At 66.3% G+C, this 20,485-nt stretch carries 16 protein-coding genes; 8 read left to right on the top strand and 8 right to left on the bottom strand.

The window, feature by feature from the left end:
* The 6 genes from D3H34_RS25775 to D3H34_RS25800 all read left to right on the top strand — a co-directional run.
* The coding region (locus D3H34_RS25775; protein WP_147400484.1) for an ABC transporter ATP-binding protein at positions 1 to 787 on the top strand (787 nt) is incomplete at its 5' end.
* 8 nt (positions 788 to 795) lie between these two features.
* Positions 796 to 1,611 (top strand): ATP-binding cassette domain-containing protein, encoded by an 816-nt coding sequence (locus D3H34_RS25780; protein ID WP_119557083.1) that lies wholly within the window; start codon positions 796 to 798, stop codon positions 1,609 to 1,611.
* Positions 1,612 to 1,658: 47 nt separating this feature from the next.
* Entirely contained in the window at positions 1,659 to 3,152 is a 1,494-nt protein-coding gene (locus D3H34_RS25785; RefSeq protein ID WP_119557084.1) for an ABC transporter substrate-binding protein, read from the top strand.
* 7 nt (positions 3,153 to 3,159) lie between these two features.
* Complete coding sequence (locus D3H34_RS25790; RefSeq protein WP_119557085.1) at positions 3,160 to 4,560, top strand: amidase; 1,401 nt, start codon at positions 3,160 to 3,162, stop codon at positions 4,558 to 4,560.
* A gap of 32 nt (positions 4,561 to 4,592) precedes the next feature.
* Complete coding sequence (locus tag D3H34_RS25795) at positions 4,593 to 6,041, top strand: aldehyde dehydrogenase family protein (protein ID WP_119557086.1); 1,449 nt, start codon at positions 4,593 to 4,595, stop codon at positions 6,039 to 6,041.
* Positions 6,042 to 6,045: 4 nt separating this feature from the next.
* Entirely contained in the window at positions 6,046 to 6,936 is an 891-nt protein-coding gene (locus D3H34_RS25800; protein WP_119557087.1) for an NAD(P)-dependent oxidoreductase, read from the top strand.
* A gap of 40 nt (positions 6,937 to 6,976) precedes the next feature.
* Here D3H34_RS25800 and D3H34_RS25805 read toward each other — a convergent pair whose 3' ends face one another.
* From D3H34_RS25805 to D3H34_RS25820, 3 genes are all read right to left on the bottom strand, one after another.
* Positions 6,977 to 7,372: a hypothetical protein gene (locus D3H34_RS25805; protein ID WP_119557088.1), complete on the bottom strand. Its 396-nt coding sequence runs from the start codon at positions 7,370 to 7,372 to the stop codon at positions 6,977 to 6,979.
* Positions 7,373 to 8,239: 867 nt separating this feature from the next.
* A complete protein-coding gene (locus D3H34_RS25815) occupies positions 8,240 to 9,676 on the bottom strand; it encodes an IS1182 family transposase (RefSeq protein WP_119557089.1) in 1,437 nt (478 codons plus the stop codon).
* A gap of 343 nt (positions 9,677 to 10,019) precedes the next feature.
* Positions 10,020 to 10,652, bottom strand: coding sequence for an SMI1/KNR4 family protein (locus tag D3H34_RS25820; RefSeq protein WP_119557090.1), 633 nt, complete (start codon positions 10,650 to 10,652; stop codon positions 10,020 to 10,022).
* Positions 10,653 to 11,342: 690 nt separating this feature from the next.
* Between D3H34_RS25820 and D3H34_RS25825 the strand changes: the two genes are divergently transcribed.
* The gene (locus tag D3H34_RS25825) at positions 11,343 to 11,981 is read left to right on the top strand and encodes a tRNA-uridine aminocarboxypropyltransferase (RefSeq protein ID WP_119557091.1); all 639 of its coding nucleotides are present in this window, start codon (positions 11,343 to 11,345) and stop codon (positions 11,979 to 11,981) included.
* A 143-nt stretch (positions 11,982 to 12,124) separates the two neighbouring features.
* Here the strand turns inward: D3H34_RS25825 and D3H34_RS25830 are convergent, their stop codons facing one another.
* The 4 genes from D3H34_RS25830 to D3H34_RS25845 all read right to left on the bottom strand — a co-directional run bounded on the left by D3H34_RS25830 (position 12,125) and on the right by D3H34_RS25845 (position 15,075).
* The gene (locus D3H34_RS25830; RefSeq protein WP_167481276.1) at positions 12,125 to 13,237 is read right to left on the bottom strand and encodes a mandelate racemase/muconate lactonizing enzyme family protein; all 1,113 of its coding nucleotides are present in this window, start codon (positions 13,235 to 13,237) and stop codon (positions 12,125 to 12,127) included.
* Positions 13,238 to 13,399: 162 nt separating this feature from the next.
* Complete coding sequence (locus D3H34_RS25835; protein WP_119557093.1) at positions 13,400 to 13,780, bottom strand: cupin domain-containing protein; 381 nt, start codon at positions 13,778 to 13,780, stop codon at positions 13,400 to 13,402.
* A gap of 168 nt (positions 13,781 to 13,948) precedes the next feature.
* The gene (locus tag D3H34_RS25840) at positions 13,949 to 14,176 is read right to left on the bottom strand and encodes a phospholipase D-like domain-containing protein (RefSeq protein ID WP_119557094.1); all 228 of its coding nucleotides are present in this window, start codon (positions 14,174 to 14,176) and stop codon (positions 13,949 to 13,951) included.
* 11 nt (positions 14,177 to 14,187) lie between these two features.
* Entirely contained in the window at positions 14,188 to 15,075 is an 888-nt protein-coding gene (locus D3H34_RS25845; RefSeq protein ID WP_119557095.1) for a LysR family transcriptional regulator, read from the bottom strand.
* Between the two features lie 263 nt (positions 15,076 to 15,338).
* Here D3H34_RS25845 and D3H34_RS25850 point away from each other — a divergent pair, with 263 nt between their 5' ends.
* The gene (locus tag D3H34_RS25850) at positions 15,339 to 18,884 is read left to right on the top strand and encodes an indolepyruvate ferredoxin oxidoreductase family protein (protein ID WP_119557096.1); all 3,546 of its coding nucleotides are present in this window, start codon (positions 15,339 to 15,341) and stop codon (positions 18,882 to 18,884) included.
* A 33-nt stretch (positions 18,885 to 18,917) separates the two neighbouring features.
* Here D3H34_RS25850 and D3H34_RS25855 read toward each other — a convergent pair whose 3' ends face one another.
* Positions 18,918 to 20,393: an HD domain-containing phosphohydrolase gene (locus tag D3H34_RS25855; RefSeq protein ID WP_119557143.1), complete on the bottom strand. Its 1,476-nt coding sequence runs from the start codon at positions 20,391 to 20,393 to the stop codon at positions 18,918 to 18,920.
* Between the last annotated feature and the right edge of the window lie 92 nt (positions 20,394 to 20,485).

Consider the following 20,485-nt stretch of genomic DNA (forward strand, 5'->3'; position numbering starts at 1 on the left):
GGAGCTCGTGGGCCTGCCGGAGAAGCAGATGTGCCAGATCCGCGGCAACCGCATCGGCATGATCTTCCAGGAGCCGATGACAGCGCTGAACCCGGTGCACACGATCGCGCGCCAGGTGGGCGAGCCGTTGATGCTGCACCGGGGCCTGACCAAGGCGCAGGCGCGCAAGGAAGCGCTCGATCTGCTCGAGCGCGTGGGCATTCCCGATGCGGCCTCGCGCCTGGATGCCTACCCGCACCAGTTCTCGGGCGGGCAGCGCCAGCGCATCGGCATCGCGATGGCGCTGGCCTGCGGGCCGGACCTGCTGATCGCGGACGAGCCGACCACGGCGCTGGACGTGACGATCCAGAAGCAGGTGCTGGACCTGATCCAGAAGCTGGTGGCCGAGATGGGCATGGCGCTGATCCTGATCTCGCACGACCTGGGGGTGATCTCGCAGACGGTCTCGAAGATGCTGGTGATGTACGGCGGCAGCGTGGTCGAGAGCGGTCCGACCGAGGAGGTGTTCGCCCGGCGTGCGCATCCCTACACGCAGGGCCTCTTCGCGGCCAGGCCGGTCATCGGTGCGCCGCGCGGGGTGCGCCTGCCCACGATCCGCGGCAGCGTGCCGGAGCTGGTGGACATTCCGCGCGGCTGCGGCTTTGCGGGGCGCTGCGACTTCACGACGGACGCCTGCTACACGACGAAGCCGCCGGTGGAACGCCAACCCAACGGGCATGCGGTGAGCTGTCTGCATCTCGATGTGGTGGCTGCGCGCGCTGCACGCGCGGCAATGGCCCACGCATGAACACCCCGATGACTTCGACGCCTTCTTCTTCAACCCCGCTGCTGCAGGTGACCGACCTCGTGCGGCACTACGCCCTGCCCCGCGAGAAGCTCCTGGGGCCGCCGCCTTCTGTGAAAGCACTCAACGGCGTGAGCTTCCAGGTGCAGGCCGGCAAGAGCATGGGCATCGTGGGCGAGTCGGGCTCGGGCAAATCGACCATTGCACGCCTGGTGATGGCGCTGGACGCGCCGACTTCGGGCCGCGTCGAACTCGAAGGGCGCAACCTGCACACGCTCTCGAAGGCCGACCTGCGCACGGCGCGGCGCGACTTCCAGATGGTGTTCCAGGACCCGTACGGCTCGCTCGATCCGCGACAGACGGTCGCTCGCATCGTGGCCGAACCGCTCGAAGCGCTGGCCGAGACGCGACGTGCCGAGCAGCGTGAACGCGCTGCCGAGACGCTCGCCGCCGTGGGCCTGCGCACCACGGACCTGGACAAGTATCCGCACGAGTTCTCGGGCGGTCAGCGCCAGCGCATTGCCATTGCACGCGCGCTCATCACACGTCCCAAGCTCATCGTGGCCGACGAGCCCGTGAGCGCACTCGACGTGTCTGTGCAGGCCCAGGTGCTCAACCTCATGCAGGACCTGCAGCAGCAGTTCGGCATCAGCTACCTGCTCATCAGCCATGACCTGGCTGTGGTCAACCACCTGTGCGATGACGTGTGCGTGGTCTTCAAGGGGCAGATCGTGGAACGCGGCGAGCCCGCCGAACTTTTTGCGAACGCGCAGCACCCATATACACGCACCTTGCTGTCGGCCGTGTTGCACACGCCGACCCGGTAGGCCCGCACAGGCCGGCCGTCCCCTTTTTCTTCCAGGAGAACTCCCGAATGTTGAAGCGACGCACCCTCATGGGCACCGCCATCGCCGCCGCGATCCCCGGCGCCTTTCCGCTCTTCGCGCAGGCCCAGACCGGCAAGAACATGCTGACCATCGGCATGCCGCTGGAACCGCCGGGCCTGGACCCGACGACCGCCGCCGCCTCGGCGATCGCCGAGATCGCGCACTACAACATCTTCGAGACGCTCACCAAGATCAACGCCGACGGCAGCGTGACGCCGCTGCTGGCCGAGAGCTGGACCGTGTCGCCCGACCTGAAGACCCACACCTTCAAGCTGCGCAAGGGCGTGAAGTTCGAGAACGGCGAGGCCTTCGACGCCGCCGCCGTCAAGTTCAGCTTCGAGCGCGCCGCCGGCGAGAAGAGCACCAACAAGGACAAGCGCTTCTTCAGCGACATCAGCCTGAAGACGCCCGACGCCGACACGGTGGTCATCACCACCGCGCAGCCCAACCCCGACCTGCTGTTCATGCTGGGCCAGGCCACCGCCTGCATCGTCGAGCCCAAGAGCGCCGACACCAACGCCACCAAGCCCGTGGGCACCGGCCCCTACAAGCTCGACAGCTGGCAGCGCGGCTCCGCCTGCGCGCTGGTCAAGTCGCCGACCTACCGCAACCCGGCGCTGGCCAAGGTCAACAAGTTCGTCTTCAAGTTCATGTCCGACTCGGCCGCGCAGACCGCGGCGCTGATGGCCGGCGACATCGACATCTTCCCGCGCGCCGGCACGCGCAGCGTGGGCCAGTTCCGCGCCAACCCGCGCTTCCGTGTGCTGGAAGTGGGCACGCGCAGCAAGGTGATCCTGGCGATCAACAACAAGCGCAAGCCGCTGGACGACGTGCGCGTGCGCCGCGCCATCCTGGCCGCCGTGGACCGCAACGTGGTGATCCAGGGCGCGGCCGACGGCTTCGGCAAGGCCATCGGCAGCCACTACCCGATCGGCGCACCGGGCTATGTCGACACCACCGGCATCAACCCCTTTGACATCGCCAAGGCGAAGAAGCTGCTGGCCGACGCGGGCGTGAAGACGCCGCTCGAACTGCGCATGACGCTGCCACCGCCTTCGTATGCACGCCAGGGCGGCGAGGTGATCGCGGCGCAGCTCGCGGCCATCGGCATCAACGTCAAGATTCAGAACGTGGAATGGGCGCAATGGCTCAGCGGCACCTTCGGCGGCGGTCACGACTTCGACCTGAGCATCGTCGCGCACGTCGAGCCCTTCGACCTCGTGAAGTACACCGAGCCCGACTACTACTGGGGCTACGACTCGAAGAAGTTCCGCGACCTCTATGCCTCGATCCAGAGCGAGCCCGACGAGAAGAAGCGCAATGCGCTGCTCGGCGAGGCGCAGAAGATGCTCGCGAACGACGCGGTCAACGGTTTCCTGTTCCAGGCCGTGTTCCCCACGGTCGCGCGCAAGGAAGTGAAGGGCCTGTGGCCGAACATGCCGATCGTCGCGAACGACCTGGCTGCGATCTCGTGGGGTTGATGCGGCCATGACGAAGCCTCTGTATTCCCTGGGCGTGCAGGAGCTGCACGCCGCCTACCGCAGCAAGGAGCTCTCGCCGGTCGAGGTGACGCGCGCCGTGAACGAACGCATCGCGGCGTGCGAGCCGCAACTGCGCGCCACCTGGCTGTTCCGCCCCGAGGCCGCGCTCGAACAGGCGCGCGCCTCCGAACAACGCTGGCTCGCCGGCACGCCGCGCGGCCTGCTCGACGGCGTGCCCGTGACGATCAAGGAAAACCTCGCGACCGAGGGCGACCCGATGCCGCTGGGCACCGCCGCCTACGAGCTCGTGCCAATGACCTACGACTCGCCACCCGCCGCGCGCCTGAAGGCCGACGGCACGGTGATGGTCGCCAAGACCACGATGCCCGACCTGGGCATGCTGTCGTCGGGCCTGTCGAGCTTTCACGATCTCTCGCGCAACCCGTGGGACACCTCGCGCACGCCGGGTGGTTCCAGCGCGGGTGCCGGTGCCGCCGCCGCCGCGGGCTACGGCCCGCTGCACGTGGGCACCGACATCGGCGGCTCGCTGCGCCTGCCGGCCAGCTGGTGCGGCATCTTCACGCTCAAGCCGAGCTTCGGTCGCATTCCGCTGAGCTCGCCCTACATGGGCCGCTGCGCCGGCCCGATGACGCGCACCGTGGCCGACGCGGCGCTGATGATGGCCTCGGTCGCGCAACCCGACGATCGCGACTATTCCGAGCTGCCGGCACCGGCCATCGACTGGAACGCCTTCGAAGTCGATCCGTCCTTCCTCAAGGGCAAGCGCGTGGCGCTGCACATGGACGCGGGCTGCGGCCTGCCGCTCGATCCGCAGATCGCGCAGGCCGTGCGCCTGGCCGCGAAGCGCATCGAGGCTGCCGGTGCACACGTGGAGGAAATCCCGGCCTTCATGACGCCGCAGATGCTGCAGGGCATGGACCACTTCTGGCGCATGCGCTCCTGCATCGACATGCAAGCGATGAGCGCCGAACAGCGCGCGAAGATCCTGCCGTACATCCGCGAATGGGCCGAGAGCGCGGCCGGCTTCTCGGGCGCGCACGTCTTCGACGGCTACAGCCAGTTCGTCGCCACGCGCGCGGCCACGATCGCCGCCACCAAGGCCTACGACTTCGTGATCTCGCCCGTGTCGCCGAACATGCCCGCGCCCGCGGACCATGCCTCGCCCACCAACGATCCGATGCGGCCGCTGGAGCACATCGGCTTCACCGTGCCCTACAACATGTCGGAGCAGCCTGCGGCTTCGGTCAACTGCGGCTACTCGGCCGAAGGTTTGCCCATCGGCTTGCAGGTGGCCGGCCGCCGCTTCGACGACCTGGGCGTGCTGCAGTTCAGCCGCGCCTTCGAGCAGATCCGCGACGCACAGAAACCCTGGCCCGAACCGGTCTGACCCGACCTGATCCGCCACACGGAGACACTTTCATGAACGCCACCCACTACATCGACGGCCGCCGCGTGGCGCCCGAAGGCAACGCCACCATCGACGTGATCGATCCGAGCGACGGCCAGAAATTCGGCGAGATCGCGTGCGGCACCGCCGCCGACATCGACGCCGCCGTGCGCGCCGCGCGCCAGGCCATGGGCGAACACTTCGACGGCCCGTGGGGCGCCACCACCGCGCTCGAACGCGGCAGGCTGCTCGCCAAGCTCGGCGCGGCCGTCATGGCGCACCACGAAGAACTCGCTCAGCTCGAAGCACGCGACACCGGCAAGGCGCTGCGCGTGGCGCGCAACGACGCGACCGCGCTGGCACGCTACTTCGAGTACTACGCCGGCGCCTGCGACAAGCTGCACGGCGACACCCTGCCCTACGAGCGCGGCTACACCGTGCTCACGGTGCGCATTCCGCACGGCGTGACGGGCCACATCATTCCCTGGAACTACCCGATGCAGATCGCGGGCCGCAGCGTGGGCGCATCGCTCGCCGCGGGCAACGCCTGCGTGGTGAAGCCGGCGGAAGACGCCAGCCTGTCGCTGCTGCGCCTGGCCGAGATCGCGACCGAGGTGGGCTTTCCGGCCGGCGCGCTCAACGTGGTGACGGGCTACGGCAAGGAAGCCGGCGCCGCGCTGTGCGCGCATCCGGGCATCGACCACATCTCGTTCACCGGCTCGACCATGACCGGCCGCAGCGTCGGCCTGGCCGCCGCCGAACGCCACTGCCCGGTGACGCTGGAGCTGGGCGGCAAGTCGCCGCAGATCGTGTTCGCCGACGCCGACCTCGACGCGGCCGAGCCCGTGCTGCTCAACGCCATCATCCAGAACGCGGGTCAGACCTGCTCGGCCGGCAGCCGCGTGCTGGTCGAGCAATCGGTGTACGAAGAGGTCGTGCAGCGGCTCGCCAAGCGCTTCACCGCCGTGCGCGCGGGCACGCCCGCCGAAGACCTGGACATGGGCCCGCTCATCAACGAGAAGCAGTTCCGCCAGGTGCGCGACATGGTCGCCACCGCCGAAGCGCAGGGCATGAAGGTGGCCGCGCGCGGCACGGTGTCGCCGCAGGCGCCGTCCACCGGCTACTACCAGGAAGCCGTGCTGTTCCGCGACGTGCCCCACGACAGCGACCTCGCCCAGCGCGAGGTCTTCGGCCCCGTGCTGGCCGTGATGCCCTTCGCCGACGAGGCCGAGGCCGTGCGCCTGGCCAACGGCACCGACTTCGGCCTGGTGGCCGGCGTGTGGACCCGCGACGGCGCGCGCCAGCTGCGCATGGCGCACAAGCTGCATTGCGGCCAGGTCTTCGTCAACAATTACGGTGCGGCGGGTGGTGTAGAACTGCCCTTCGGCGGCGTGAAATCGAGCGGCTTCGGCCGCGAGAAGGGCTTCGAGGCCCTGCTCGGATTCACGACCCTCAAGACCATCGCCATCAAGCACGGATGAATCCATGACCACTTCTGAACAACAAACCCCGCGCAAGGTCGGCCTCGTGGGCGTCGGCCTCATGGGCCACGGCATCGCCAGCAACATCGTCAAGCACGGCCACCGGCTCACGGTGCTGGAGCATGCGGGCAATCAGCCCATCGACGACCTGCTGAAGGCCGGCGCCACCTCCGTGAAGGACGTGGCCACGCTGACGGCCGACGTCGACGTGCTGATCCTGTGCGTCACCGGCACGCCGCAGGTCGAGGCCGTGATGCTCGGCGAGCAAGGCGCGCTGACCACCCTGCGCCCCGGCACCGTGGTGATCGACTGTTCCACCGCCGTGCCCGCCTCCACCGCCAAGGTGGCGCAGGCTGTGCACGCCAAGGGCGGCCGCTTCCTCGACACGCCCATGACCCGCACCGCCAAGGAGGCCGCCGAAGGCCGCCTGAACCTGCTGGTGGGCGGCGACACCGAAGTGCTGGCCTCGTGCCTGCCGCTGCTGCGCTGCTTCGCCGAGAACGTCACGCACGTCGGCGATGTCGGCGCGGGCCATGCGATGAAGCTGCTGCACAACTTCGTGTCGCTGGGCACCGTGGCGCTGCTGTGCGAAGCCGCGGCCTGCGCAGAGCGTGCCGGCGTGAAGCCCGAGGTGTTCGTCGACGTGCTCGCCAAGGGCGGCGGCAACGGCGTGGCGCTGGAACGCCTCAAGCCCAAGCTGCTGACGGGCAGCACCGATTCGCTGAAGTTCTCGATGGCGAATGCGAAGAAGGACCTGGGGTACTACAACGACATGGCGGAGCAGTCGTCTTCGAGCCATGGCATTGCGCAGGCGGTGGATGCGCTGCTGACGCAGGGTGTCGAGAAGTTCGGTGGCGACCGGATGGTGCTGGATCTGGTCGAAGCGCTGCGCTGAACGCTTGCGAAGGGCGGGCACAGGCACCCATCTCGCCCCTTCACTCGAATCGTATCTTCGCCACGGTCGGTGCGTTCGGCTCCCTGGTACTGGTATTCGCAATAGCACCGTCTTTTTCGTTCCGGAACCAGTAGCGGCACCCGGTTCGAGAAACCATCGTCACGCACATCGAGCCGTCGGCGTTGAGAACCCATTTGCCCGACGCCTTGCCGGGCCCGCTTTGGTTGACGAAGTCGACGCGACCGTCCGAATAGAACTGCCAGCGCGAGACCATGCCGGTCGAGAGATTGCTTGAAACGATGGGCTTGCCGATCAAGGTAGTCTCGATCTCGGCTTTGCTCAGGAACACACGGCCTTGGATGGGTACGGGTTCCTCGGAGATGGCGGGCACGACAGCAAGGCAAAGCAGCGTGCGGATGGCATAGCGTGTGAACATGACATGCCCCTCTGACGTCGCGCAGTCGGCGAGCGATCAGCCGAACGCGTGCGTCCAAGCTCTTGGTTGGCCTGTCGGTAACGCGCGATGGCGTTACATGGCATTAACTAAAAAAGCGCTGCATTTCTGCGCGCCAGATCCGGCCGGTGCACGCGGACGAGGCCTGCTTCTTCCTGCGCTCCACAGCCACGCCGAAAGGCGGTGGCCCTGGATCGAAACGAGGAAGGCGGCTTTCTTCTTCTGCGATGACACGACTTGTGCTCCGATGGCCCCTCGGCAACATGACCGAAGGGCGTTGTGGGGTGGCTTTGCAAACTACGTGGCAACGCGCCAGCAACGGCGGAAGAGCACTATGAAGGCAACTGCGCAGCTGCTTGTATTGCGCTGTTTCGTGGGTACCGCGCTTGGAAACGATCGGTTGATTTCAGCGCGTTGCGAAGGCTCCAGCCGTCGTTCCCGGAAGACGCCCGCGCGCCAGGCGGGCCGCGAAATCCGCTGCCCGCAGACCGGTCGCGAACAGCCGGTCTCAGGCGTTTCGCGCCGCGCCTTCTCGCTCAACTGAAGCAGCTCCTCTGCCCTGCGCGCCAGTTCCGCCGCAAGCCCAAGCAGGTTCTCCAGTTGCCAAGATCCTTCACCGCTGCGCCAGTCGATGTCTTCTCCGTGGCAGACCCACAGCAGGGCTTCGATTTGGGTGCGTGTGTCTTCGAGGAGAGTCGCCGGCCTGCGCCGCTGTCCTTCGCATGCGTACGCTTCAGACTGAGGCTGTGTGGAAACAGATGCATTGAAGGGGCGCGCAAGATCCGTTGGGCCGGCGGACTCAGTTCCTACCGGAATTCTCGGCCGTCTCTACAAGACGCGAGTCGGCTCCTACGACTTCATCTCTGCAATCAGGGTACTTGCGCCGAGGATCTTGATTGCTCGATGGAGGTTGTAGGCCAGAACCTGCAGACTCATCTCGGTTCTCACGTTCGGCAAGGTCTTCGTCAGGAAGTGCGTGGCCCCCATCCACGCTTTCAGGGTGCCGAACACGTGTTCGATCGTTCGTTGTCTGAACTTTGAGGCCTCGGGCGCGGCATCTAGACGTGCCTGGACCTTTTCCAGGACCTCCTCGTACTCCCAGCGACTGATGCGTCTGGCCGGCGCCGGGGTGCACTGCTGCTTCAAGTGACAGCCGCCACAGTTTGATGTCCAGTACTTGCGCAACGCCTTGCCGTCCTCAATGGCGGTGAAGCGGTAGATTGCGATCTCGCCTGCCGGACACCGGTACACGTCCCGTCTCTTGTCATAGACGAAGTCTCGCTTGTCGAATCTGCCCTCGAACTTGCTGTTGGACGTCAAGGGCTTCGGGACGAGTGTCGCAATGCCCGCACGTTCGCACTCCAGAATCCCGTAGCCCTCGAAGTAGCCTCGATCCGCCAGCACGATTGGTTTGGGGTGTTCGATGGCCTCTTGAGCCGCCTTGGAGATGGCGGCCAGTTGGCCTCGATCAGTTACTGCGTTGGTCACCTCATGGGCGACGATCATGTGGTGTTTTGCATCGACCGCGGCCTGGACGTTGTAGCCTACGACTGCTGAGCCAAGTCGGCTGGTCGCCATCGAGCGGGCATCCGGATCGGTCAGCGAGATCTGCCGCTCTTGCGTGGACTGAAGCTGCTGCTCGATGGCAGAGATTTCACGCATCTGTCCTTTGATCTTGGCTACCTTTTCCTGGAGGCGCGCAACACGCTCGGGAAGAACCATCGCTGGATCTCGGTCAGCTCGATCAAGTTCGGCAAGGTATCGGTCGATGCTCTGCTCGAGCTGCTGCATCCGCACCTGGAGCTTGTGCTCGTTGAAGTTCTTGTCACGGTTGTTGACGCCCTTGAACTTGCTTCCGTCCACGGCGATGACGCCGTCAGCAAATAACTTGAGCCGGCGGCAAAAAAGAACGAACTCTCGGCACACCAGACGAATGGCGTCACCATGATCCTTGCGGAAGTCCGCGATGGTCTTGAAATCAGGGACCAGGCGCCCGGTCAGCCACATCAACTCCACATTGCGCTGTGCCTCGCGCTCCAGGCGTCGACTGGATTGCACTTGGTTCAGATAGCCGTAGATGTAGATCTTCAACAGCACTGAGGGGTGATACGACGGCCGCCCGGTGGCCGCAGGTTCCGCCCCTTCAAAGCCGAGCTGATAGAGCTTGAGTTCATCGACAAGGACATCGACTACGCGGATGGGGTTCTCTTCTGAGATGTAGTCGTCAAGGCACTCTGGCAGCAGCGTGATCTGGCTTCGATCCCCTGGCTCGATGAATCGCTTCATGTGGCAACCCAGTTCGTGACGTTGTCTCAATCTAGGCGACGGCGTTCACGGATTCAATGCGTTTTCACACAGCCTCGACTGGTTGCTGACTTTCGAGCGCTGCCCGGTGAGCGACGGCAAAGCGCCCGAAGGAGTCAGTCGGTCTTGCCGAAAGCGGACGCTCAGGGGGCGATTGCCGTGTGGCACGAATACGGTCGCTGGTGAAGAGCAGACAGGCGCCGCTTCAGATCGAGACAGAGTCGTTCGACAGCTGGGGGCGAGCGTTCGATCAATTGAGGGCTGAAAAGGACTGCGAAACGCGCTTCATGCCTGGCCCGACGTCAAATGCTGGCGAGCTAGCTTGTCAGCGAGGAACCATGTCCAATGGCCGTATGCCGCTCGCCCACGCAGGGTGATGTTCCTGTGTCGCCCCCCCAGGATAGACGGTTAGCCAATAGCCCCCAGACTTGTGAGAGCTCAGATCGTTCTCTTCCATCAGTTGCAGTTCGGCGCTCACCATGTCTGCAAACGTGGCTGCCACCGTGGTTGGCTCAAGATCCTGCTCGATCCACTGCAGCGGTGAGCTATCAAAGCTGCCATCTGCTAAAACATAGGTAAAGCAGTAGCCTTGATGAAACAAGAAGACAGCCGCATTTGGAGGCAGGGCTAGAGCTGCGTCAGTTTCTCTTATCAATTCTTCGGCGCTGACGCGAAACTCTTCAAGCTCCACCAAATCGGCCAGTTCGCTGCCTCTGAACAAACGTCCAGGTGAGCGCCCCATCTGGAGAAGATATTCGCGAAAGACGGCAGGAAATCTCCCTCGCAGAAGCAGCTCAGCCTGAAAGATTTCGGCTTCGGTGAAGCCGATGAAGTCCATCTGGCTCGACTGATACTCTTCAATCAGGTTTTGAGGTGTTCGACTGAAAACGTAAGGCGGGTTTTCTGCCATGGCAACCAGTCGACGCTTCCAGTCCTCAACGATCGCTTCTGCTTCCATGAGCCTCTTCCTTTTTCTGTTTCCAACGAAGACCGAGGTTGTGAAAGCCCACTATTGGCCCGGCTGTAGCCGGTTGCGCTGGCGTCGCGAAGGGCCAATTCCGGATGCCAAGCCTTCCCGAAAGCCGCCGTTCAGAACGCGAGAGTCTTGCCTAGCGATCGATTGTGGACCAAATGAACCAAAAGCAGAGCGCAATCCAAGCGGTGCAAGTTGTCGAGCGAGCCCAAGCCCAAAGTGCCACGCCGTTGGACCAGGGTTTGGCTGGCAGAGGGCGACGAAACACTATGAGTGGCAGTACGGCAGCGAAGTACGCCAACATGAAAACGAAAAGCGCTCTACCCGGCGCAGGACCAACGGATGGAGCCAGGCGCTCCAATACGGCAGGAGTGAACGATAGAACCACGAGCGCGAAGAAAATCGGCCACCGATTCCGTCCCCAGAAGGATGCGGAACTGGCTGCGTATTTTGAGTAGAGCGCTGGTGTTGGCATTGGTCACAGCTAGGGAGAGAAGAAAATCAGCCTTTGCGTGAATGGCAGGTTGTGGCCGACTGTAGCCGGTCGCATTGGCGTAGTAAGCCGGCCCACTGCCGTCTTCCGACATTGTCCAAAGCTGCCGGTCGCCACGCCACAGCTAAGAGACATTTTCTTCCACGCATTGTTCAGCCAGGCACGCTGAATAAAATCCAGCCGTGGCTCCCGCTTTAGTCCCACGCCCCCAGTGCACCGCTTGCCTCCGCCCGCTCAGCGCCTGCATCTGCCGCTGGGTCGCGCCCACCGAGCACGCGGTGGAGGTACTGGTGCTGCAGCACCCGCTGGAGGTACACCAGGCCAAGGGCAGTGCCCGCCTGCTGCACCTCAGCTTGGCTCACTGCCGCTTGGTGGTCGGTGAGGCATTTGCCATGCCAGTCTGGCCGGTGGACGGCAAGCACACCCTGTTGCTGTATCCGGATAGTCTGCAAGATCCCGCCCCGGACCTGCGGGTCCCACCCCCGCTACCGCCCGAGTGGCCGCAAGCCCAGTCGCGCCTGCGCCTGGTCGTGCTGGACGGCACCTGGCGCAAGAGCCGAAAGATGCTCTACCAAAGCCCGCCACTGCAACAGTTGCCCCGCTTGGCCCTGCGCAACCTGCCGCCCTCGCACTACCGTATCCGCAAAGCCCATGGACCCGACCAACTGTCCACGTTGGAGGCGACCTGCTACGCCTCGTGTCAACTGGAAGGCGATACGGCGCGGTTCCAGCCCTTGTTGGACGCCTTCGACGGCTTTGTAGAGTACTTGGAGCAGGCTGGCGGGCAGCGAAACGCGCAAACTGACAAGTCCTGCCCTTGACCGAGGGTTACGGGGTTCATTTAAGTGACCAGCTAAATGGCAGGTTCTGCCGACAGGCAAAGTCGAATACCTGCCGACCCATCGACGCTCCGAGGTACTCGCCTGGCTTCTGCGCGCCGGATACCGGATCTCCGAATTCAGGATCAGCCTTCGATCACCACAGGCGGCCCGAGCCGGTAGCGCTCGATCACCGCCATGTCCGGCTCGAGCCCCAGTCCCGGCCCTGCCGGCACGCGCACCCTCCCCTTGCGCGCTCGCACCGCCTCGTGATACGGGCTCGCCTCCAGATCCCCGAAGAACAACTCGAACGCCTCCCCGGGCGCAAAGGCCGCCGCGAGATGCAGCGAAGCCAGGTACCCCGGCCCGAAGTAAAAGCAATGCGGTACATAGTCGATCCCATGCGCCCGGGCCAGCGTCACGGCCTGCACTACCGCCTCGATCCCTCCGAACTTGATGACGCTCGGCTGGCAGATGTCGACCGCCCCCGCGCGCAGCATCGCCGTGAACTCGTGGATGCCCGCGACGTTCTCACCGGCTGCGATCGGCATGGAGGCTGCGGCACGCACGCGTGCCAGGCCCGGGAAGTCCTCCGGCGGCCAGAGCGGCTCTTCCAGCCAGGCCAGTCGCACGTCTTCGAGCGCGCGCGCCCGCTCGATCGACTGCGACACGCTCCAGGGGCAGTTGGTGTCGAGGGCCATCCATACGGAGTCCCCGCAGGCGGCCCGCGCTGCGAGCACCGCGTCGAGGCGGATCTCGTGCAGCTTGATATGCCTGAATCCTTGCGCCAAGGCCCGCTCGACGGCCTGCGCCACCGGCATGGGCTCCGAGTAGCGCAGCAGGCTCGCGTAGGCAGCGAGCTCGCACGGGGCGCCGCCGAGCAGCGAGGCGATCGGCAAGGACGCGCACTTGCCGGCGATATCCCACAACGCGATCTCGATGGCGGACAGCGCGTACACGATGGGGCCGCCGCGGCCATGGATGTGGAAGCGATGGCCCATCTCCGCCATCAGGGAAGATCGGTCGGCGGCATCGCGTCCGATAAAGGCGGGCCCGACCAGGCTGGCCAGCGCGGCACTGGTGGTGGGGCAGGCGACATGTCCCCAGCCTTCGCCCCAACCCTCCAAGCCCGCGTCCGTGCACACGCGCACGAACAGGGAGTCCACGGAGGTCCAGTTCATGCCGGCAAAGGCCGTGGGCGCCGCGCCCATGTCGAAGGGCACGCGGATCAGATGGATCTCGATTCGCTCGATCTTCATCGCTGCGCCTCCTGGAACGGTTTCGCGGACGCAAGGATCGCTACCGCTGGAATTGGCTGTCATCAGTCCCCTGGATCACCCAGTCCGACTGTTGTTCCTTACGGATCACATCCCCGTTCGCCCATCCCGAAGAAGTCCGTTCCTGAGGCCTCTCACGTCGGGTCAGCTCCTGGACTTCGCGTATTCCTCTGCGCTCATCATCTCCAGGCCGACGAACGGCGCGTTGCCTTCGACCCATGCGTCGTGACCCGGCGGAATGGTGTACGACATGCCTTCCTCGATGACGGTCTGCGAGCCGTCATTCATTTGCACGGTGATCCGGCCGGACACCGCGTACCCGACGTGAGCCGCCTGGCAACTGTCCGTGCCCACGACCGGCTTGATGCACTTCGACCAGCGCCACCCGGGTTCGAACTTGAAGCGTCCGAGCGTGTAGCCCTCGAGGCGGACCACTTCGACCCGGGTCTTTTCGGGCTCCCGAACCTCATCCGGTTCGTCATGGGATTTCGTCTGAAGCTTGCTGACGTTCATCGGACTTGCCATCGCGACTCTCCTTGCGACACGAGCGAGCAAACAGTCCGCGGCGGTCTCGTGCCGAACCGCACGTGAACGATGGAATGGTAGTGCTGGGTCACGCTTGCGATGATCTGTTGCTTGCACGCCAGTACCGCTCTTGCAGCGGGTTTCATGTGGCAGCTTGCGTAAGCCGGGTTACAGAGAATCTTCGTCCATCACCAGCGAGAGCACGGACCTGCGCAGTCGCTGGGCCCAGTTCGATTCGGGCTCCCGGTGCAGCACCCAGTGGCGTCCGTCGCGCAGGAAGCACCATGGCAGGCCGCCTCGCAGAGGTACCTCGCTCACGGTGAAACTCGCGGGCATGCACACGCGATGGATCAGGTCCGCCAGCTCGCCGGCGAGCGCGACGACAACGCCAGACACACCGCAAGAAACTACGGCATCCCTCGCGCCAGCAAATGATCGACCAACCGCCGCTGCGGAAAACTCAACGCCTCCTGCCGCGTGCACAGGTACATCCGGCGTGAAGCCCACGCATCGGTGAGGTTGATGAAGCGCAGCTTCATCTCCTTGCGGTAAGTCACCGCCGCGCCCTCGGGCAGGATGCCCACGCCCATGCCCGCTTCGATCATCCGGCACACGGCCTCGAAGCTCTTCACCCGCACACGCAGGCGCAGCACCTTGCGTGCGCTCATCGCGGCGTCTTCCATGGTGCGGGAGATGGCGGAGTCGTCTTCGAGCCCCACGAAATCGAAGTCGAGCAGTTCCTCGAACGACACCTCGCGGCCGCGCAAGGGATGCTTCTGGGGCGCGATGGCCACGAGCCGGTCGGTGCGGTACGGAATGAAGTGCAGCGCGGGGTCGGCGGCCTCGCTGGTGATCACGCCCACGTCGGCCTGACGGTCGCGGATGGCCTGCACGATGTAGACGCTGCGGTGCTCTTCCACGCTCACGCGGATCTCGGGATAACGCAGGCGAAAACTCGCCACGTCGTCGGGCAAAAACTGCCCCATGGCCGACGCATTCGCGTGCAGTCGCACGCGGCCGGTGGCGCCCTGCGCGTAATCCGACAGGTCGGCGCGCATGCGGTCGACGTCGCGCAGGATCTGGCGCGCGTGCATCGCCAGCGACTCGCCCGCGCCCGTGGGCGTGACGCCCTTGGAGGTGCGGTTGAGCAGCCCCACGCCGAGCTGGCTTTCGAGAATGGCCAGGCGCCGGCTCGCGGCCGACAGCACCATGTGGCTCTCGGCGGCGGCCTTCGACAGGCTGCCGTGCTCAATGGCGCGCAGGAACAGCGCCAGCGAATCCAGGTCGGGTCTCATCGGGTCCTCGGTCGATCGGGCGGACATTGTCGGGCCTGACAGCTTGCGCACGTGGCGCCGAAGGCCTTTCGGCGAATCGATGCCGGTGGCGACGGATCTTCCGGAATGCGGGTTTCCCCTTCGAAACGAAGAAGCACTTTCGGATCGTGGTGCGAAAGAATCGTCGCTGTCTCGGCGGCAACCCCGGCGAGGCATTTCGCGAGCCGGCCCTCTACCGGGGCCACGCCCGCATTCCACGAGTCCTACCCGGAGTCTTTTCTCTCATGGCATCCCACGAACTCGCCAGCGTTGCGCTGGACGACAAATACACGGCCACCGAAGGCCGGATCTACCTGAGCGGCATCCAGGCGCTGGTGCGCCTGATGCTCGTGCAGAAATGGCGCGACCAGCAGGCCGGCCTGAACACCGCGGGCTTCGTCTCGGGCTACCGCGGCTCGCCGCTCGGTGGGCTCGACGAAGCGCTGTGGAAGGCGCAGCCGCAGCTCGAAGCCAACGCCGTGAAGTTCCTGCCCGGCGTGAACGAGGAGCTGGCCGCCACCGCCGTGTGGGGCACGCAGCAGGTGCACCTGACCGGCGAAAGCGCGGTCGATGGCGTGTTCGCCATGTGGTACGGCAAGGCGCCCGGCGTGGACCGCTGCGGCGACGTGTTCAAGCACATGAGCCACGCGGGCACTTCGCCCCAGGGCGGCATCCTGCTGGTGGCGGGCGACGACCACGGCGCGTCGTCGTCCACCCTGCCCAACCAGAGCGACCACCTGTTCGCCGCGTCGATGATCCCGATGCTCTACCCGCAGAGCGTGGAGGAATACATCGAGCTGGGCCTGCACGGCTTTGCCATGTCGCGCTTTGCCGGCCTGCCGGTCGGCTTCAAGGCGCTGGCCGATACGGTGGAGTCATCGGGCTCCATTCCCGCCGGTGCGCTCGACGTGCACACGCGCCTGCCGAAGGACTTCGTGTTTCCGACCGGCGGCGTGCATGCGCGCCTGTCGACCGACACGCTCGGCGTGCAGGCGCGCAAGCAGGAAGCGCTGATGCAGGACTACAAGATCTACGCGGCCATCGCCTACGCGCGCGAGAACCGACTGAACCGCGTGACCATCGATTCGCCGAAGGCGCGGCTGGGCATCGTGGCCTCGGGCAAGTCGTACCGCGACGTGCTCGAAGCGCTCGAAGAGCTGGGCATCGACGCCGACGAAGCCGCTCGCATCGGCATCCGCCTGTTCAAGGTGTCGATGCCGTGGCCGCTGGAGCCTGATTCGATCCGCGAGTTTTCCGACGGGCTCGAAGAGATTCTGGTGGTGGAAGAGAAGCGCCAGATCGTCGAATACCAGCTCAAGGAGCACCTGTACAACTGGCGCGAGAACGTGCGCCCGCGCGTGATCGGCAAGTTCGACGAACAGGGCGAATGGGGCGCGCACCCGCGCGGCCAGTGGCTGCTGCCGGCCACGGCGGACTTCTCGGTGGCGCAGATCGCGCGCGTCATCGCCGGGCGCGTGGCGCGCTTTCACACCAGCGACCGCATCCGCATGCGGCTGGCGATCCTCGACGCGAAGGACGTGGTGCTCGGCAAGGCCGTGGCCACACCCTCGCGACCGGCCTGGTACTGCGCGGGCTGCCCGCACAACACCTCGACCAAGGTGCCCGAAGGCAGCCTCGCGCTCGCGGGCATCGGCTGCCATGTGATGGCCACCGCCATCTACCCCGAGCACAACCGCACCACCACGCACATGGGCGGCGAAGGCGCGCCGTGGCTCGGGCAGGCGTGGTTCTCCAGGCGCAAGCACGTGTTCGCGAACCTCGGCGACGGCACCTACTACCACTCGGGTTCGCTGGCCATTCGCGCGGCCGTGGCGGCGGGCGTGAACATCACCTACAAGATCCTCTACAACGACGCGGTCGCGATGACCGGCGGCCAGCCGGTCGACGGGCCGATCACCGTGCCGCGCATCGCGCACCAGGTGGCGGCCGAAGGCGTGAAGCGCCTCGCGCTGGTGGCCGAAGACCCGACGCGCTGGAGCGACCGCAGCCTGCTGCCGCCCGAGCACGCGGGCTTCGCGCTGACGGTGCACCACCGCGACGACATGGACGCTGTGCAGCGCGAGCTGCGCGGCTTCGAGGGCGTGTCGGTGCTGATCTACGACCAGGTGTGCGCGGCCGAGAAGCGCCGCCGCCGCAAGAAGGGTGAGTTCCCACCGGCCGCGCGCCGCGTGTTCATCAACGACGCGGTGTGCGAAGGCTGCGGCGACTGCGGCGAGCAATCGAACTGCACCGCCCTGCTGCCCAAGCAAACCGACCTGGGCCTGAAGCGCAGCGTGGACCAGAGCGCATGCAACGCCGACGAGTCGTGCATCAAGGGCTTCTGCCCGAGCTTCGTGACGGTCGAAGGCGTGAAGCCGCGCCGGCAGGCCCCCGTGGCCGTGAAGGCGGCCGAGGAACCCGCGCTGCCCGCACCGGCGCCGCTCGCGCTGGACGGCATGCACAACATCCTCATCACCGGCATCGGCGGCACGGGCGTCATCACCATCGGCGCGCTGATCGGCATGGCAGCGCACCTCGAAGGCAAGGGCGTGAGCGTGCTCGACATGACGGGCATGTCGCAGAAGAACGGTTCGGTCACTTCGCACGTGCGCATCGCGCGCGACGCGGCGCAGCTGAAGGCACAGCGCATTCCCACCGGCGAGGCCGACCTGATCCTGGGCTGCGACATGCTCACGGCCGGCGCGCCCGACGCCATCGCGCGCATGCGCCCGGGCCGCACCTACGCGCTGGTCAACACCTTCGAGCAGCCGACCGGCCACTTCGCGCAGCAGCCCGACTGGCAGTTCCCCGCCGCGCAGGTGCGCGCTCTCATCGAGGAATCGGTGGAAGGCCGCGCCGACTTCATCGACGCCACGCAGCTGGCCACGCGCCTCATGGGCGACGCCATCGCGGCGAACCTGTTCCTGCTGGGCTTCGCGTTCCAGAAGGGGTTCGTGCCGCTGTCTTCCGAGGCGCTCGACAAGGCCATCGAGATCAACGGTGTGGCCGTGAAGGCGAACCAGGCCGCGTTCCGCTGGGGCCGCAAGGCGGCGCTCGACCTCGCGGCGGTCACGCGCCAGGCTGCGCCGGCGCAGGTGGTTTCGCTGCAAAAGCCTCAGAGCCTCGAAGCGCTGGTGGCGGACCGCACCGCGTTCCTCACGTCGTACCAGAACGCCGCTTACGCGCGCAGCTACGCGGACCTGGTCGAACGCGTACGCAATGCCGAGCAACGCACGCGCGGCAGCACCGTGCTGACCAAGGCCGTGGCCTCGGGCCTCTTCAAGCTCATGGCCTACAAGGACGAGTACGAAGTGGCGCGCCTGTACGCCGACCCGCGTTTCATGCAGAAGCTGAGCGAGCAGTTCGAGGGCAAGCCCGTGCTGCGGTTTCACCTCGCACCGCCGGTGCTGGGGCGGCGCGATGCGGAAGGCCGCGCGGTGAAGACCAGCTTCGGCCCGTGGATGCTCGGCGGCTTCCGCGTGCTCGCGAAGCTGCGGGGCCTGCGCGGCACGGCGCTCGACCCCTTCGGCCGCACCGCCGAGCGCCGCATGGAGCGCCAGCTGATCGCCGACTACCGCGCGATGGTCGAAGACCTGCTCGCGCGCTTCGATCGCGTCGACTTCGACACGGCCCTGTCGCTGGCCCGCCTGCCCGAACAGATCCGGGGCTTCGGCCATGTGAAGGAAGAAAGCATCGTGTCGGCGCGCGTGCGGTGGGAGATGCTGCTCGGGCAGCTCGATGCCGTGGCGCCCGCGCGGGCGGCGGCTCGGCCGGAAGCGCTGGCCGCTTGAGCGGCCGGGGCGGCCATGCGCTGCCCCTTCCCGCTACAGCCAGCCCCTGGCGGAGGCTTTCAGCGTGGCGGCCGCACGGGTCGAGCAACCGAGCTTGCGGAACACGCGTTCGACATGGGTGCGCACCGTGCTCGGGCTGATGTCCAGCGCACGCGCGACCTGCTTCGTGTTGTCGCCCTGGCTGATGCAGCGCAGCACGTCGAGTTCGCGCTGGGACAGCGATGCGTCGTCCTCTGCAACTGACGCGGGCACGGGCTTCGCCTGCGCGCCCGCGGCCGCGCACGCGAGCAGTGCGGCGACGACCTCCGGGTCGAAGCGGCCTGCGTCCGCGTCCACCTGCATGCGATCGACAGCCTGCGCTTCGGTCAGCTCAGGCCGCCACGGGCGGCGCGTGCGGTGTGACACCCACTGCTCGGCCGCCGCAACGACCTGCCCTTCGAGCGGCATCGACATGCCGGAGCGGCCACGGAAGTAGCCGGACCCGTCGCGCCGCTCGAAGGCGAACGATGCGATTTCTGCTTCCGCGGCGAGACCGTCGATCTGCCCTGCAGCACGCGACGTCCAGTACGGCACGAGCCGCATCCGCTCCATCGACGCGGCCGGCAGCGGCTCGGGCGCGTTCCAGATCGCGTTGGGCACCGCGGCCCGCCCCATGCCGTGGATCAGGCCGGCCTTGTAGATGCCATGGCGCATGGGGTCGCTCATTCCCAGCTGCGCGCCGGTATCGCGCGCCAGCCGGGCCACGCGCCGCGAAAAGCCCGTCATCCAGGGCAGCTTGAGGTCGATCACGTCGCCGACGAGCTCCAGGCCGATGCGCTGCACCAGCGTCGCCGGCGCATCGGTGGCAACGGTCCACGGTGCGGCCGCTGAGTCCAGCTGCGTCATCCACTCTCGGGCGTGCGCTGCACTGGCGTCGACAAGGAAGCCGGGGTAGAGACTGTCGGCGCGCCCCCGCGTGAGCGTGAGAGCCTCGTCGAGCCCATAGAGGCGGCTGAAAATCTCGAGGTCGCTCGCCAGACTCACGACATAGGTCGCCAGGGGCACGTCCTCGCCCTGCAGCACACCGGGAACGCCGCTGCCGTCCCAGGCCTCGAAGACGGCGCGCAGCGCAGCTTCGGCCTCGGGACCCAGGCCGAGCATGTTCGCGATGTCGCCAGCAATCTCGCAATGGATGTGCGCCATCTCCACCACGGCGCCGGGAATGGGCGCACGCTGCGACGCGCGCATCCGCGGCTGCGCGGAGGCCAGCAGGGCACGCCGGCCCAGCACGTCGTCTTCGAGGAAGTCCGCGAACTCCTGCGCATTCGCCGTGCAACCCGACCAGCGCAGCAGCGCCACATGGCGCGCGACCTCGACCTGCGCCGCGTCGCAGCCGGCCTGCGTGGCGATCACTCCCGCCAGCCAGGCGGTGCGCAGCGAATGGTCGATCGGCTGGCCCATGCTCAGGTCGCCGATGAAGGCGAGCGCGCGGGCCGCGTCGAAGGCGGTGATGGTGGAGTCTTCAGGCATGGGAACGCGGAGGTGGGTGCGCAGCATCGCACAGCTGTCGGCTCGACGCTTGTCGGTCATTCGACCGATACCGCAGCAAGTGGCAACGCAGA

Source organism: Acidovorax cavernicola (assembly GCF_003581445.1).